Source organism: Microbacterium festucae (assembly GCF_025421715.1).
GTDB classification, from domain to species: Bacteria; Actinomycetota; Actinomycetes; order Actinomycetales; family Microbacteriaceae; genus Microbacterium; species Microbacterium festucae.
This window is the reverse complement of record NZ_JAOEFC010000004.1, coordinates 97,118-110,357: the sequence shown is the minus strand read 5'-3', so window position 1 is coordinate 110,357 and position 13,240 is coordinate 97,118. Positions and strand designations below refer to the sequence as shown.

Below are 13,240 nucleotides of genomic sequence, written 5' to 3'. Positions count from 1 at the left end.
GCTCTCTGCTCTCCCTCGCGCGCGAATCTGCCTTTCGTCGTCGGCCGCCTACGACTTTGGTCTACAGTCCGCGGCGCCGGTGGTATCGACCGCGCGGACTTCGGTATCGGCCCGGCCCCGACCCTTCCGCCACCGCCCGGGCCGGGGCGATGCTCGATCCATGACCACCGCACCCGCCGCCCCCGCCGCCGCCATCACGCTGCCCGAGGCGCCCCGTCTCGGGCGCTTCTTCGAGCGCCGCGGCAGCGACGACCTCCCCTTCTACGACGACCAGCCCATCCACATCGCCACCTGGAAGTGGCTTGTGATCATCGCCAGCTGCGTCGCCGGCTTCTTCGTGCTCACGCTCACCCCCGAGCCCAACGACATCGGCTCACTGCTGCCGCGCACCCTGTTCATGGCGCTGCCGCTGGCGACCCTCATCGTGTTCACCGGCCGCTACTGGACCCGCCTGTTCCGCCGGTTCACGTGGCGCGACGCGGGCACCGCCGTGTTCTTCGCCTTCGCCAACACCGCCGTCACTGCGGCGATCGCCATCGTCGTGCGCACCTTCTTCGGATCGACGGCCAACAGCGCCCCCCTCGGCGTGCTCGACGGCGGCCCCGCGGGCGTCGTCGCCTTCTACGTCGGCACCGGCCTGCAGCTGGTGGGCGAGGAGCTGTTCACGATCCTGCCGTTCCTGGCGATCGTGTACTGGCTGTTCAGCAAGGCCGGCCTCAGCCGCAACAGCGCGATCATCATCGCGTGGCTGGCAACCGCGGTCTGGTTCGGCGCCGCGCACCTGCCCACCTACGGCTGGAACTTCGCCCAGGCGCTCCTGGTCATCGGCTCCGCCCGCCTCGTGCTGACGCTGGCCTACCTGCGCACGAAGAACCTCGGCGTCTCGATCGCCGCGCACATCCTCAACGACTGGATGCAGTTCACCTTCGTCATCGTCGGCACCGCCGCTGCGGGCGCCGTCGCCCTGTTCTGATCCCCCGCGGATCCCACCGACCGGACGGGTTCCGGCGCCTCGCCCCCACGACGCGCCGGGACCCGTCCCCTTTCCGTGCCGAGCGGGCCCCGCCCCGGCGATAGCGTGGCTGTGACCGCGCACCGCACGGCGTGCGGCCCCGGCGCCCTGCCGGCCTGCACCCCGAGGAGACGACGTGACGCTCGACCTGACCGCCTTCGACGCCCTGAGCTTCGACTGCTACGGCACCCTCATCGACTGGGAGGCGGGCATCGCCGCCGTGCTGGGCCCGTGGGCCCGCCGCGCCGACGCGGCGATCACCGACGAGCAGGTGCTCGTCGCCTACGCCGAGCACGAGGCCGCCGTCGAGCGCGAGGCCCCGGCCACCCTCTACCCCGACGTGCTCCGCGCGGCGTTCCGTCGCACCGGCGACGCGCTCGGCATTCCGGTCTCAGCCGCCGACGCCGACGCGCTGGGCACCTCGGTGCCCGACTGGCCCGCCTTCCCCGACTCGGTCGACGCGCTCACGCGGCTGCAGCGCCACTACGCGCTGATCATCCTGTCCAACGTCGACCGCGAGAGCTTCGCCGGCAGCAACCGGCGCCTGGGCGTGATCTTCGACGAGATCCTCACCGCGCAGGACATCGGCTCCTACAAGCCGTCGGCGGCGAACTTCGCCGCCCTGCAGCAGCGCGTCGCCGAGCGCGGGTCGACCGGCCGCCTGCTGCACGTGGCGCAGTCGCTGTTCCACGACCACGTGCCCGCTCGCGCGGCAGGGCTGCCGGGCGTCTGGATCCACCGCCGTCACGCGCAGCCCGGCTGGGGCGCCACTCCCGACCCGGGGGTGACGGTGACGCCCGACCTGACGTTCCCGTCGATGGCGGCCTTCGCGGATGCCGCCGACGCGGCCTTCGCCGCCCGCTGACGGGCCCCGCTCACCCGGGCGGCGGCAGGTGACGGATGCGCAGGGGGCGCACCGGCCCGCGCGATGCGCCGCCACCGAGCCTCCGGCCCGCGGCCGTCATGACCGACGACCACCGCGGGAAGATCTGACGGCGACGCGGGCCCGAGAGCCAGACGACCTCGTACCCCGCCGCGCACGGCTCGACATAGGCGATCACGTGCCCGGCATCCGAACGGTCGACGAGTTCGTCGCACAGGCGCCATCCGCCGCATTCCAGATCTTCGACCAGCAGGCCCTCGATTTCCGTCTCGCGATCCTCGTCATCGAGAACTCCCGACATGGAACCCACCTCCGTGAAAATGATGCCTCGCGGGGGCGCTGCGCGCGAGGGGCTTGACTTCCTCGCCCCGGTGAGCCTCACCGGGTGGTGAGCGGGAGGCGCAGCATCCGGTCGTCGCTGGCACCGGGATCGCCCCGGCCGTCGGTGTTGCCCGTGAGCACCAGCAGCGCCCCGTCCGGGGCGAGCACGACATCCCGCAGCCGCCCGAACGCGCCCAGGTGGTGGTCGACCGTGCGTGACGGGTCGGCCAGCGAGACGGCGCGCAGCACTTCGCCGCGCAGGTTGGCGAGGAACAGCGTGCCCTGCGCGATCGCGATGCCGCTGGGACTAGCCGTCTCGGGCGCCCACTGCGCCACCGGGTCGACGAAGCGCGCATCGCCGGCGGCGCCCTCCACCTCGGGCCAGCCGTAGTTGCCGCCCGCGCGGATGACGTTGAGCTCGTCCCAGGTGTTCTGGCCGAACTCGGCGGCGTACATCGTGCCGTCGGCGTCCCACGCGATGCCCTGCGGGTTGCGGTGCCCGAGGGTGTAGACGAGCGATCCGGGGAACGGGTTGTCGGCCGGCACCCCGCCGTCGGGGGTCATCCGCAAGATCTTGCCCGCGAGGCTCTGCGGGTCTTGCGCGGCGGTGCGGTCCCCCGCATCGCCGGTGGTCAGGTACAGCATCCCGTCGGGGCCGAACGCGAGGCGCCCGCCGTCGTGCACGCGCGCGGCGGGGATGCCGTCGAGCACCGTCTCGGCCGGCCCGAGGCCGAACGACCCGGGCGACCCGGTGAGCGTGAAGCGCTGCACGCGGTTGCCGTCCTCCCCCGTCGAGGCGGCGTAGAGGCGCCCGTCGCCGTCGACGGCGAGGCCCAGCAGGCCCGCCTCGCCCCCGTGCGCCACCCCCGGCACCATCCCCACGACGCGCGTGGAGTCGCCGACGACCTCGACGATCTGGCCGCCATCGCGCGAACTCACCAGCACCCCGCCGTCGACGGCGACCACCGACCAGGGGCTCGCCAGGCCGGTCGCGATCTCGTCGACCTCGCCGGTGGGCGCCGTCTCGACCGGCGCGGAGGGCGACGTCGCCGGCAGACCGGCCGCCGGGGTCGCGGTCGGCGATGCGGATGCCGTCGCCCCGGCATCCGGGCCCGCCGCGGTGCAGCCGGCGAGGGTCACGATCGCCGCTGCGGCCAGCGACACCGCCGCGACCACGGTCTGCCGCGGTCGGCGGGAGGGGGATGGCGGGCGTGCGATCTCGATCGCTCCAGCGGAACAGCCGGCCTCTGATCTGTCAAGGGGGTCGGCCCCCGCGTCCGGGGCGCTTAGCGTCGAAGACATGACGCCGGCACTGCGCCGGCTTTGTCGAAGGGAGAACACATGGGTTTCGACGACAAGGTGAAGAACGCGGCTGAGAACCTCGGCGGCAAGGCCAAGGAGGCCGCCGGCAAGGCGACCGACAACGAGCGCCTCGAGGCCGAGGGCCAGGCCGACCAGACCAAGGCCGATCTCAAGCAGGCCGGCGAGAAGGCGAAGGACGCCTTCAAGTGACCAGCGGCCCGATGGGCGACCCGATCGTCCCGTTCCCGCCGTTGGCGGACGGTGACGACGGGAACACCGCATCCGATGCGGTGCGCGACGAGGACGTCACCGTCGAGATCGACGGGGATCGAGTGATCGATCCGGACGTGGACGACGCGCTCATCGACAGTGCCGCCGCCGACAGGATCGCCGCCGAAGAAGGCGACGCGCCCTGAGGCGAGCACCGGCCCCGAAACAGAACGCCCCCTCCGACTCGAGGGGGCGTTCTCTTCGTGCGATCAGTCGTCTTCGACGAGGCTCGTGGGGCCGCCGGTGGGCTCGGGAACGACGTACAGCCCCGACGGCGAGTTCGCGGTGTCGGCCAGGGCGTCCACCCATGCCGCGTTCAGGCGGGGGGCGCGCGAGCCGAAGTACTTGAACACCAGCGAGGAGCGCGGATTGAGCCAGATGCTCATGCGTCCGTCGCCGAGGCTCTGGTCGGTGCGCCAGCTGAAGTAGAAGGCCTCGCCGCGGCGCAGCTTCGACCCGATCACCACCTGCAGGTGCGCGAGGACCCGATCATCGAAGTCGGCTTTGACCGACTGCTCGTAGGTCAGGGTTCCCATTCGAATACTTCTCCTTGTCGTTGGACGATGCGCACAGCGGCGCGCGGTAAAGTGTGGACGGTGCTGCCAAGCACTCTTCCGTCTTTGTGAGGTGTCATGCCGTACCGCGACCAGGCCACGGTGCAGTCCTGGGTATCCGAGTTCGTGGACACCCAGCAGTCGATCGCGCCCGACGTTTCCGTCCTCGAACAGAATTACATCTCCGGACCCGATTCGGGTCTCGTCGTGGTCTCGCTGCGCACGGCTTCCACCGTCACCTACATCCAGCCGGTCGTCGAGAACGACATCCCGCGCTGGGTGGTCACCTTCGAGCCGCGGTCGGAGGCGTTCGATCTGGATGCCGTCGGCGTCGCCAAGCTCTCGACCGATCTGCGCACGCTCGCCGACCTGTGCGAGTTCTTGCAGCGGAAGACCGACGACGCGCGACGCGCGCGACTCAGAGCAGTGGAGCCAGCAGGCCCGCCGTCACGGTGAGCCCGACCGCGACGACCGCCGAGACGGTCGCCGTGGGCAACAGCGCCCGGTCGAAGGCGATGCGGCGCGCACGCTGAGCGGGAGGCTCCCAGGCCTCCACCGCCGACTGCGCGGCGGCGCGGCTGTCGAACCGGCCGATCGGGGTCGACGTGCCGTCGAAGGCGACGAACGACCCCGCTTCGGTGGCGTAGACGGAGCCGACGAACTCGCCGTCGGTGCTCGCGACGTGGAACCCGGTGTCGACCGTGGCCCACGTCACGCGACGCGTCGCGGTGAGGTCGAGTCCGGCGGCGCGCGCGCCCGAGGCGTCTCTGCGATCGGCGGTGAGGCTCATGCCGCACGCACCAGCGCAGCGGGGGCGGCGATGTCGCACGCGTCGGCGGTGTCGAGGTCGACCACGATGCCGCCCGACGAGTTCGCGGCCTTGGCCAGCTCGTTCAGGTAGGCGCGGTCGATGGCGCCGGCGGCTTCGCTGGACACCTCGAAGCGGAGCGGGATGGCGCAGTGCAGCCACAGGGTGGAGCGCTCGCCATCGAGGCTCGACGACCGCTCCCAGGACAGCGAGAAGCTCTCCGAGCGGCGCAGCTTGGTCGAGATCACGACCTTCAGGTGGGCCAGGATCCGATCGGGCAGTTCGATCGGGTCAGGCATGCTCCCGTAGTACAGACGTCCCATCGGTCGATCCCTTCGTGAATTGCAGTGAGGTGCAACGAGTGCAGTCAAGTGCTGTAGTGCGCCGTGCGAGGGGTGGTGATCCCCGTCGCACTTTGCGATGGTGGAAACGTTACTCACACGACAACTAGTTAGTCAAACTACATTTCCATCTGCTATCGTGGTGACACCGACGAGGACACATTCATGGACGACGACATCACCAGCGACGACATAGAACAGCGCGTGACGGCTGCCCTGGCGCGATACCGCGCAGCGGACGCCGCGATGCACACGCGTGCCCGTCAGGCCAGCGGCATGACCGACAACGAGTTGCGCATCGTGCAATTCCTCATGAGCGAGAACGACAGCGAGCGGGCTGTGACCCCGACGCTGATCGCCCGCCATCTCGGCATCACGTCCGCATCGACCACGGCCCTGCTCGACCGATTGGAGCGCAGCGGCGTCGTGCAGCGCGCACGGCACCCTTCCGATCGCCGCAGCCTGCACATCCAGATGACGCCGCGCGGCTACGACACCGTCGACACCTCGCTCGAGGTGTTCGCCGACGCCCTGCGCCGCGTGTCATCGGAGCTCTCCGCCAGCGAGCGGCGCACCGTGGTCGGGTTCTTCGACCGGCTCACCGCCGAAGCCGAGGCCATCGGCGAGATGCAGCCGATCCGCCGTATCGGCTGATCCGCCTCGCGGCGTCGGTCAGGCGTCGACCTCGTCGACGGCGTCCCGCATGGCGTCGAGGAACGCGATGACGGCATCCCGTTCGGTCTCATCCATGTGGCGCACGACCGCCATCATGCGCTCGTGCATACCGCCCAGGGTGTGACGGATCTCGGCATCCGACTTCTCGCTCACGGTGATCAGCACGCTGCGCCGGTCGGTGGGGTTGGGCGTGCGCTGCACGTGCCCCGAGTTCTCGAGCCGGTCGATGAGGGCCGTCGTCGACGCCGAGGTGATGCCGAGGTAGCGGCTGAGGTGCATCGGGGTGACCGGCTCGTCACGCAGCTGCGCGCGGGTGAGGAACCGCAGTACCAGCAGCTCGTTCTCGCCCATGTCCATCGAACGCTGCGTGCGTCGCCGCATGGCGACCTCTGCGGCACGGTACAGCCGCAGGGCCTCCATCACGGTGGTCGAGCGCTTCTCGTCATCCGAGTCGCCGAACCAGTAGGACGCGTCACTCCCCATTCGGGCGAATCTACCAGTGTCGACGCGCCGACACGCTGGCTACGCTGATCGCGGGCGGCGCGTCGCCCTCCCGACCATCGCGCGCCGCAGGGAGCACCGTGGACATCACCGCAGAGAACACCGTCGCGCACACCGCCGGGGAGGCCGACGGCGAGCCCGCTGAGCGGGTCGACGTGGTCGTCGTGGGAGCAGGGGTCGCGGGCCTGGCCGCCGCCCGACTGCTCGCCGCACGCGGCCGGCGGGTGGTGGTGCTCGAGGCCCGTGACCGCATCGGAGGGCGCACCTGCACCGACCGCACCGACGGGCGCATCACCGACCTCGGCGCCTCGTGGATCCACGGCGTCGACGACAGCCCCGTCGCCGCGGCGGCCGCCGCGTTCGGCATGGCGACGCGCGAGTTCACCGTCGGCAGCTACCAGCCCGACAGCCGGCCGATCGCCTACTACGCACCCGACGACCGCCGACTGTCCGACGCCGACGCGCGACGCTTCACCGACGATGTGCACACCGCCGACGCGGCACTGGCCGACGCGATCGCCGCCGCCCCGGCGGGAAGCTCCTACGACGACGCGGCCGAGACCGCGCTGGCGACTCTCGGCTGGGACGGCGAGCGCACCGAGCGGGTGCGCGAGTTCCTGCGGCACCGCAGCGAGGAGCAGTACGGCGTGCACAGCACGCGGCTCGACGCCCACGGCCTCGACGACGACGCGGTCGACGGCGACGAGGTCGTCTTCCCCGACGGTTACGACCGGCTGGCGGCGCACCTGGCCGACGACCTCGACGTGCGCCTGCAGCACGTGGTCACCGAGGTGCGGTGGCACGCCTCCGGCGTGCGCGTGACCGGCGATCGCGGCACCCTCGCCGGCGCGCAGGCGGTGGTCACGGTGCCGGTCGGGGTGCTCGCCGCCGGCGACCTCACCATCGACCCGCCCCTCCCCGAGCCCGTCGCCGGTGCGCTGTCACGGCTCGAGATGAACGACTTCGAGAAGGTGTTCCTCCGCTTCGACGAGCGGTTCTGGGAGCCCGACGTCTACGCCATCCGCCGGCAGGGCCCCGGGGCGCACTGGTGGCACTCCTGGTACGACCTCACCGACCTGCACGGCACCCCGACCCTGCTCACCTTCGCGGCCGGGCCCGCCGCGATCGCCATCCGCGACTGGGAGCCCGAGCGGGTGGGCGACGCGGTGCTCGCCGAACTGCGACGCCTCTACGGGGATGCCGTGCCGGCGCCCACCCACGTGCAGGTCACCGCCTGGCGCGCCGACCCCTTCGCCCGGGGGTCGTACGCGTTCATGACCGTCGGCGCCCGACCGGCCGACCACGACCTGCTCGCCACCCCGGTCGGGGGCGTGCTGCACCTGGCCGGCGAGGCGACGTGGACCGACGATCCGGCGACCGTCACGGCCGCGCTGCGATCGGGGCACCGTGCCGCCGAGAACGTGCTCGGCGCCGACGTGCCCATCGACGAACTGTGGACGACGCGGGCCTGACCTCGGCGCCCGCCGCCCATCTTTGCCCGAGCGGCAAGAATCCCCGATCCTTCACCCCCTGAGGGGCGAAAGAACGCTGTGATGGCTCGCTAGCGTCGAGCCATGACCGCCGATCCTCTCGTCGACCGCGCCGCCGGTGCCGCCGCGCCGGTGGCGACGCGCGCCGCGTTCTTCGTCTCCGACAGCACCGGGATCACCGCCGAGACCCTGGGCCGGGCGCTGCTGGCGAACTTCCCCGGCTTCCGGTTCCAACGTCACACGATCCCCTTCGTCGACACGCCCGCCGGCGCCGCGCACGTCGTCTCCGACATCGCCGCCGCCGCGGCGTCCGGACTGCAGCCCATCGTCTTCACGACCATCAAGAACGCCGCCGTCGGCGCGGTGCTCGCCGGCGCACCGGCCACCCGCATCGACCTGCTCGGCGGGCACCTGACCGAACTGGAGCAGACGCTCGGCACGACGGCATCCGAGCAGCTCGGGCAGTTCCACACCCTCGGCGACACCGAGCACTACTTCGCGCGCATGCGGGCCGTCGAGTACGCGATCGAGCACGACGACGGGCAGAGCGCGCGCGCCCTCGACATCGCCGACGTGATCATCGTGGCCCCGAGCCGCTGCGGGAAGACCCCGACGACGATGTACCTCGCCCTGCAGTACGGGCTGCTGGTGGCCAACTACCCGCTCACCGACGACGACTTCCCCACCGACGCCCTGCCGCCGCTGGTGCAGAAGTACGCCGCGCGCTGCTTCGGCCTGACCACCACCCCGCTGCGTCTGAGCCAGGTGCGCCACGAACGGCGCCCCCACTCCACCTACGCGAGCCTCGCGCAGTGCACCCTCGAGCTCCGGCGCGCGGAAGACCTCTACCGCCGCAACCGCGTGCCGTTCCTGAACTCGTCGACCAAGAGCGTCGAAGAGATGTCCGCCGTCATCCTGCAAACCCTGAAACTCCGCTCCTGACCCGCACGACGGGCCCGCGAAGAAAAGAGAATCCCGTGACCAACATCCTCTGGTTCGAGAACATCGGCATGGCCGACCTTCCCCAGGTGGGCGGCAAGAACGCCTCGCTGGGCGAGATGGTCTCCCACCTCACCGACCTGGGCGTGCGCGTGCCGCGCGGGTTCGCCACCACCGCCGACGCGTTCCGCGCCTTCCTCGCCCACGACGGGCTCGAGGCGCGCATCGACGCGGCCGTCGCGCCGCTCGACGTCGACGACGTGGCCACCCTCACCACCGTGGGCACCGAGATCCGGCGCTGGATCGAAGAGCATCCGCTGCCCGCCGACCTCGAGCGCGACATCCGCGAGGCCTACGCGCGCCTGGTCGACACCGACCCCGAGCCCGACACCGTCACCTGGGCGGTGCGCTCCAGCGCCACCGCCGAAGACCTGCCCGATGCGTCGTTCGCCGGGCAGCAGGAGACGTTCCTCAACATCGGCGGCATCGACAACGTGCTGCTGGCGGTGCGCCGCGTGTTCGCCTCGCTCTACAACGACCGCGCCATCGCCTACCGGGTGCACCACGGGTTCGAGCACGCCGAGGTCGCCCTGTCGGCCGGGGTGCAGCGCATGGTGCGCTCTGACGTCGGGGCCTCGGGGGTCATGTTCACCGTCGACACCGAGTCGGGCTTCGACCAGGCCGTGTTCGTCACGAGCTCGTACGGGCTGGGCGAGGCGGTCGTGCAGGGTGCCGTGAACCCCGACGAGTTCTACGTCTCCAAGCCCGCGCTGCGCGCCGGCAAGGAAGCCATCCTCAAGCGCTCGGTCGGCGAGAAGGCCATCGCCATGCGCTACACCGACAGCCGTGAGGCCGGGGCGTCCACCGCGTTCGTCGACGTACCGGCATCCGATCGGGTGGTGTTCTCGATCACGGATGCCGAGATCGAGGAGCTCGCCCGTCACGCCCTCGTCATCGAAGACCACTACGGCCGCCCGATGGACATCGAGTGGGGCAAGGACGGCGTCGACGGCGCCCTCTACATTCTGCAGGCGCGGCCCGAGACCGTCGTGTCGCGGCAGTCGGCGGGCGTCATCCGCCGGTTCCGGCTGCGCGAGCAGGGCACCGTCGTCACCGCCGGTCGCGCGATCGGTCAGCGCATCGGGGCCGGCGCCGTGCGGGTGCTGGGCGACGTGTCGCAGATGGCCGACTTCCAGCCCGGCGACGTGCTCGTGGCCGACATGACCGACCCCGACTGGGAGCCGATCATGAAGCGCGCCGCCGCCATCGTCACCAACCGCGGCGGGCGCACCTGCCACGCCGCGATCATCGCCCGCGAGCTGGGCATCCCCGCCGTGGTCGGCACCGGAGACGCCACCCGCGCGCTGCGCGGCGGTCAGGAGGTCACCGTCTCGTGCGCCGAGGGCGATACCGGGTTCGTCTACGACGGCATCCTCGACTTCGCCGAGGACGAGACGCACCTGGATGCGATGCCCGCCTCGCCGGTGAAGATCATGATGAACGTCGGCACGCCCGATCAGGCGTTCTCGTTCTCGCGCCTGCCGCACCGCGGTGTCGGGCTGGCGCGCCTGGAGTTCATCATCAACCGGCAGATCGGCATCCACCCGCGCGCCCTCCTCGAGTTCGACTCCCTGCCCGCCGAGCTGAAGGCCGAGGTGTCGGAGCGCATCGCCGCCTACGCCTCGCCGCGCGACTACTTCGTGCGCCGCGTGGCCGAGGGCGTCGCGATGATCGCCGCGGCCTTCGCCCCCGAGCCGGTGATCGTGCGCCTGAGCGACTTCAAGTCCAACGAGTACGCCAACCTCATCGGCGGCCAGCTGTACGAGCCCGAAGAGGAGAACCCGATGATCGGCTACCGTGGCGCCGCGCGGTACATCTCCCCCGACTTCCGCGCCTGCTTCGAGATGGAGTGCGAGGCGCTGCGGCACGTGCGCGAGGCGATGGGCTTCACCAACGTGCAGGTCATGGTGCCGTTCGTGCGCACCGTCGGCGAGGGGCACGCCGTGGTGGAGCTGCTCGCCGAGAACGGCCTGCGCCGCGGCGAGAACGACCTCAAGGTCATCATGATGTGCGAGCTGCCGACCAACGCCCTGCTGGCCGACGACTACCTCGAGTTCTTCGACGGGTTCTCGATCGGCTCCAACGACATGACCCAGCTCACCCTCGGACTCGACCGCGACAGCTCGCTCGTGGCCGACACCTTCGACGAGCGCGACCCGGCCGTGCTGAAGCTGCTGTCGATGGCCATCGAGGCGTGCCGGCGCCGAGGGAAGTACGTCGGCATCTGCGGGCAGGGGCCGAGCGATCACCCCGACCTCGCCGAGTGGCTCGTCGCGCAGGGCATCGAGTCGGTGTCACTGAACCCCGACACGGTCGTCGACACCTGGCTGCGACTGGCGAAGACCTCGGCCACGCCCGTCTGAGCGGAGCGCGGCGCGCGCGGGTGCGCGGGTGCGGGCGCGCCGGTGCGGGCGCGCGGGTGCGGGCGCGGGCGCGCGGAGTTGTGGCGGGCGCTCGCGCGGCGCGAGGATGGGGGCGAGCGGAGGAGCACGCATGAGCAGAACCCCCGAGCGGTTCCCCGCGTCGGTGTACACCCGCGGCGACGAGCCCGACGCCCGGTTCTCGCTCGCGAACGAGCGCACCTTCCTCGCCTGGATCCGCACGGCCCTGGCCCTGCTGGCCGGCGGGGTGGCGCTCGAGGTGCTGGGGCTCGATCTGCATCCGGGGCTGCGACTCGCGGCATCCCTCGTGCTGGTGATCGCGGCGCTGGCGACCTCGGCCCTCGCCTGGACCAACTGGGCGCGCACCGAACGTGCCCTGCGGCTGGGAACGCCGCTGCCCGCCTCGCTGATGGGCCCGCTGCTGGGGGTCGCCGTGACCGCCGCCGGCGTGCTCGTGCTGCTGTCGGTGCTGCTGCGGTGAGCGCGCTGTTCGACCCGGGGCTGCAGCCCGAGCGCACCGAGCTGGCCTGGCGGCGCACCGCGCTGGCGCTGGGGGTGGGCGCCATCGTGAGCATGCGGATGCTGCCGCTGGCCTTCGGCGACCCGTGGTGGATCGTCGTCGGCATGGTCGGGCTGCTCGTGGCGGCCGCGATGTGGCTGGGGGCACGGCGCCGCTACCGCGTCGGCACCCGTCTGCTGCTGAACGACGGCGATCGGGCCCGGATGCCGGGGGCCGGGCTCCTGGCGCTGACGGCGGCCGTCGCCGGGGGCGCCGCGGCGCTGGGTGTCGCCGTCGTGGTCGTCAGCGCCGTGAGGGGCTGACCGCCGGCATCCGGTCGCCGGCCCGGCCTCTCGCGCCGGCATCCTGTTACCGGTAACATGTCGGCCATGGATCACCGCAGCGCCGCCGCCGACCTTGCCCGCACCGAGGTTGCGATTGCGCGGACGCGGGCTGAGGTGGCGGGGCTGCATGCGGAGTTGGTGCGGTACGGGCTGGTGGTGTGGACCGGGGGGAACGTGTCGGGCCGGGTGCCGGATGCGGATCTGTTCGTGATCAAGCCGTCGGGTGTCTCGTACGACGATCTCGCGCCGGAGAACATGATCCTGTGCGATCTGGACGGGAATGTCGTGGCGGGAACGCCCGGCAGTGACCGGTCGCCGTCGTCGGATACCGCGGCGCACGCGTATGTGTACCGGAACATGCCGGAGGTCGGCGGGGTGGTGCACACGCACTCGGATTATGCGGTGGCGTGGGCGGCGCGGGGTGAGGAGATCCCGTGTGTGATCACGGCGATGGCCGATGAGTTCGGGGGTCCGATCCCGGTGGGTCCGTTCGCGATCATCGGCGATGATTCGATCGGTCGGGGCATCGTGGACACGTTGACCGGGCACCGGTCGCGGGCGGTGTTGATGCGCAACCACGGGCCGTTCACGATCGGGGCGACGGCGAAGGATGCCGTGAAGGCCGCGGTGATGCTCGAAGACGTCGCGCGCACCGTCCACCTCGCCCGGCAGGGCGGCGAGCTCGTCCCGATCCCTCAGGAATCGATCGACGCCCTCTACAACCGGTACCAGAACGTCTACGGCCAGACCACCGACGACCGCCGGTGACCCGCGCTTCGCTCCCCGCGGCCGCCTGAGGCTCTGCCCCGCACCACCGCCACCGCACGCCGAGTGCACGACCTCCCGCCGAGAACACCGGA

The 13,240-nt window shown here is 71.4% G+C and carries 18 protein-coding genes; 12 read left to right on the top strand and 6 right to left on the bottom strand.

Translation table 11 applies throughout. The annotated features are described in order from the left end of the window. The first annotated feature begins 160 nt into the window (after nt 1-160). Entirely contained in the window at nt 161-973 is an 813-nt protein-coding gene (locus N3K63_RS13360; protein ID WP_261580684.1) for a CPBP family intramembrane glutamic endopeptidase, read from the top strand. 175 nt (nt 974-1,148) lie between these two features. Continuing rightward, the gene (locus tag N3K63_RS13355; RefSeq protein WP_261580683.1) at nt 1,149-1,877 is read left to right on the top strand and encodes an HAD-IA family hydrolase; all 729 of its coding nucleotides are present in this window, start codon (nt 1,149-1,151) and stop codon (nt 1,875-1,877) included. 10 nt (nt 1,878-1,887) lie between these two features. Here N3K63_RS13355 and N3K63_RS13350 read toward each other — a convergent pair whose 3' ends face one another. Together N3K63_RS13350 and N3K63_RS13345 are read right to left on the bottom strand one after the other, a co-directional pair. Further along, nucleotides 1,888-2,196 carry a hypothetical protein gene (locus N3K63_RS13350; protein ID WP_261580682.1) on the bottom strand — a complete coding sequence of 103 codons (309 nt, stop codon included), beginning with the start codon at nt 2,194-2,196 and terminating at the stop codon, nt 1,888-1,890. Nucleotides 2,197-2,273: 77 nt separating this feature from the next. Then, nucleotides 2,274-3,380 (bottom strand): PQQ-dependent sugar dehydrogenase, encoded by a 1,107-nt coding sequence (locus tag N3K63_RS13345; protein WP_261580681.1) that lies wholly within the window; start codon nt 3,378-3,380, stop codon nt 2,274-2,276. Nucleotides 3,381-3,557: 177 nt separating this feature from the next. Between N3K63_RS13345 and N3K63_RS13340 the strand changes: the two genes are divergently transcribed. Further along, nucleotides 3,558-3,728 (top strand): CsbD family protein, encoded by a 171-nt coding sequence (locus tag N3K63_RS13340; RefSeq protein ID WP_261580680.1) that lies wholly within the window; start codon nt 3,558-3,560, stop codon nt 3,726-3,728. Nucleotides 3,729-3,739: 11 nt separating this feature from the next. Then, the gene (locus N3K63_RS13335) at nt 3,740-3,934 is read left to right on the top strand and encodes a hypothetical protein (RefSeq protein WP_261580679.1); all 195 of its coding nucleotides are present in this window, start codon (nt 3,740-3,742) and stop codon (nt 3,932-3,934) included. A gap of 63 nt (nt 3,935-3,997) precedes the next feature. Here N3K63_RS13335 and N3K63_RS13330 read toward each other — a convergent pair whose 3' ends face one another. Further along, nucleotides 3,998-4,324 carry a DUF7882 family protein gene (locus N3K63_RS13330; RefSeq protein WP_261580678.1) on the bottom strand — a complete coding sequence of 109 codons (327 nt, stop codon included), beginning with the start codon at nt 4,322-4,324 and terminating at the stop codon, nt 3,998-4,000. Nucleotides 4,325-4,420: 96 nt separating this feature from the next. Between N3K63_RS13330 and N3K63_RS13325 the strand changes: the two genes are divergently transcribed. Then, complete coding sequence (locus N3K63_RS13325) at nt 4,421-4,798, top strand: protein-L-isoaspartate carboxylmethyltransferase (RefSeq protein ID WP_261580677.1); 378 nt, start codon at nt 4,421-4,423, stop codon at nt 4,796-4,798. Here N3K63_RS13325 and N3K63_RS13320 read toward each other — a convergent pair. Further along, the gene (locus N3K63_RS13320) at nt 4,761-5,132 is read right to left on the bottom strand and encodes a peptide ABC transporter permease (protein WP_261580676.1); all 372 of its coding nucleotides are present in this window, start codon (nt 5,130-5,132) and stop codon (nt 4,761-4,763) included. The genes N3K63_RS13325 and N3K63_RS13320 overlap by 38 nt on opposite strands. Then, nucleotides 5,129-5,473: a DUF7882 family protein gene (locus tag N3K63_RS13315; RefSeq protein ID WP_449288830.1), complete on the bottom strand. Its 345-nt coding sequence runs from the start codon at nt 5,471-5,473 to the stop codon at nt 5,129-5,131. The genes N3K63_RS13320 and N3K63_RS13315 overlap by 4 nt, the downstream gene beginning before the upstream one ends. Before the next feature lie 183 nt (nt 5,474-5,656). On the opposite strand from N3K63_RS13315, the gene N3K63_RS13310 reads away from it, so the two are divergent. Beyond that, complete coding sequence (locus tag N3K63_RS13310; protein ID WP_261580674.1) at nt 5,657-6,145, top strand: MarR family winged helix-turn-helix transcriptional regulator; 489 nt, start codon at nt 5,657-5,659, stop codon at nt 6,143-6,145. 18 nt (nt 6,146-6,163) lie between these two features. Here N3K63_RS13310 and N3K63_RS13305 read toward each other — a convergent pair whose 3' ends face one another. Next, entirely contained in the window at nt 6,164-6,649 is a 486-nt protein-coding gene (locus N3K63_RS13305; RefSeq protein ID WP_261580673.1) for a MarR family winged helix-turn-helix transcriptional regulator, read from the bottom strand. On the opposite strand from N3K63_RS13305, the gene N3K63_RS13300 reads away from it, so the two are divergent. From N3K63_RS13300 to N3K63_RS13275, 6 genes are all read left to right on the top strand, one after another. After that, on the top strand, nt 6,556-8,139 hold the full coding sequence (locus N3K63_RS13300; protein WP_315943096.1) for a flavin monoamine oxidase family protein: 1,584 nt from the start codon (nt 6,556-6,558) through the stop codon (nt 8,137-8,139). The genes N3K63_RS13305 and N3K63_RS13300 overlap by 94 nt on opposite strands. A gap of 102 nt (nt 8,140-8,241) precedes the next feature. Next, complete coding sequence (locus N3K63_RS13295) at nt 8,242-9,099, top strand: pyruvate, water dikinase regulatory protein (RefSeq protein ID WP_261580672.1); 858 nt, start codon at nt 8,242-8,244, stop codon at nt 9,097-9,099. A 35-nt stretch (nt 9,100-9,134) separates the two neighbouring features. Further along, the gene (ppsA, locus tag N3K63_RS13290) at nt 9,135-11,519 is read left to right on the top strand and encodes a phosphoenolpyruvate synthase (protein ID WP_261580671.1); all 2,385 of its coding nucleotides are present in this window, start codon (nt 9,135-9,137) and stop codon (nt 11,517-11,519) included. Between the two features lie 130 nt (nt 11,520-11,649). Then, a complete protein-coding gene (locus N3K63_RS13285; RefSeq protein WP_261580670.1) occupies nt 11,650-12,018 on the top strand; it encodes a YidH family protein in 369 nt (122 codons plus the stop codon). Next, the gene (locus N3K63_RS13280) at nt 12,015-12,359 is read left to right on the top strand and encodes a DUF202 domain-containing protein (RefSeq protein ID WP_261580669.1); all 345 of its coding nucleotides are present in this window, start codon (nt 12,015-12,017) and stop codon (nt 12,357-12,359) included. Before N3K63_RS13285 ends, N3K63_RS13280 begins: the two co-directional genes overlap by 4 nt. A gap of 66 nt (nt 12,360-12,425) precedes the next feature. Continuing rightward, nucleotides 12,426-13,148 carry an L-ribulose-5-phosphate 4-epimerase gene (locus N3K63_RS13275; protein WP_261580668.1) on the top strand — a complete coding sequence of 241 codons (723 nt, stop codon included), beginning with the start codon at nt 12,426-12,428 and terminating at the stop codon, nt 13,146-13,148. Nucleotides 13,149-13,240 lie beyond the last annotated feature (92 nt).

What these genes read in the sequence shown, in the direction of transcription:
- N3K63_RS13310 (WP_261580674.1), top strand. Translation starts at nt 5,657, where the DNA reads ATGGACGACGACATCACCAGCGACGACATAGAACAGCGCGTGACGGCT.
- N3K63_RS13320 (WP_261580676.1), bottom strand. Translation starts at nt 5,132, where the DNA reads ATGAGCCTCACCGCCGATCGCAGAGACGCCTCGGGCGCGCGCGCCGCC.
- N3K63_RS13295 (WP_261580672.1), top strand. Translation starts at nt 8,242, where the DNA reads ATGACCGCCGATCCTCTCGTCGACCGCGCCGCCGGTGCCGCCGCGCCG.
- N3K63_RS13325 (WP_261580677.1), top strand. Translation starts at nt 4,421, where the DNA reads ATGCCGTACCGCGACCAGGCCACGGTGCAGTCCTGGGTATCCGAGTTC.
- N3K63_RS13350 (WP_261580682.1), bottom strand. Translation starts at nt 2,196, where the DNA reads ATGTCGGGAGTTCTCGATGACGAGGATCGCGAGACGGAAATCGAGGGC.
- N3K63_RS13275 (WP_261580668.1), top strand. Translation starts at nt 12,426, where the DNA reads ATGGATCACCGCAGCGCCGCCGCCGACCTTGCCCGCACCGAGGTTGCG.
- N3K63_RS13305 (WP_261580673.1), bottom strand. Translation starts at nt 6,649, where the DNA reads ATGGGGAGTGACGCGTCCTACTGGTTCGGCGACTCGGATGACGAGAAG.
- N3K63_RS13360 (WP_261580684.1), top strand. Translation starts at nt 161, where the DNA reads ATGACCACCGCACCCGCCGCCCCCGCCGCCGCCATCACGCTGCCCGAG.
- N3K63_RS13330 (WP_261580678.1), bottom strand. Translation starts at nt 4,324, where the DNA reads ATGGGAACCCTGACCTACGAGCAGTCGGTCAAAGCCGACTTCGATGAT.
- N3K63_RS13335 (WP_261580679.1), top strand. Translation starts at nt 3,740, where the DNA reads ATGGGCGACCCGATCGTCCCGTTCCCGCCGTTGGCGGACGGTGACGAC.
- N3K63_RS13340 (WP_261580680.1), top strand. Translation starts at nt 3,558, where the DNA reads ATGGGTTTCGACGACAAGGTGAAGAACGCGGCTGAGAACCTCGGCGGC.
- N3K63_RS13315 (WP_449288830.1), bottom strand. Translation starts at nt 5,473, where the DNA reads ATGGGACGTCTGTACTACGGGAGCATGCCTGACCCGATCGAACTGCCC.
- N3K63_RS13285 (WP_261580670.1), top strand. Translation starts at nt 11,650, where the DNA reads ATGAGCAGAACCCCCGAGCGGTTCCCCGCGTCGGTGTACACCCGCGGC.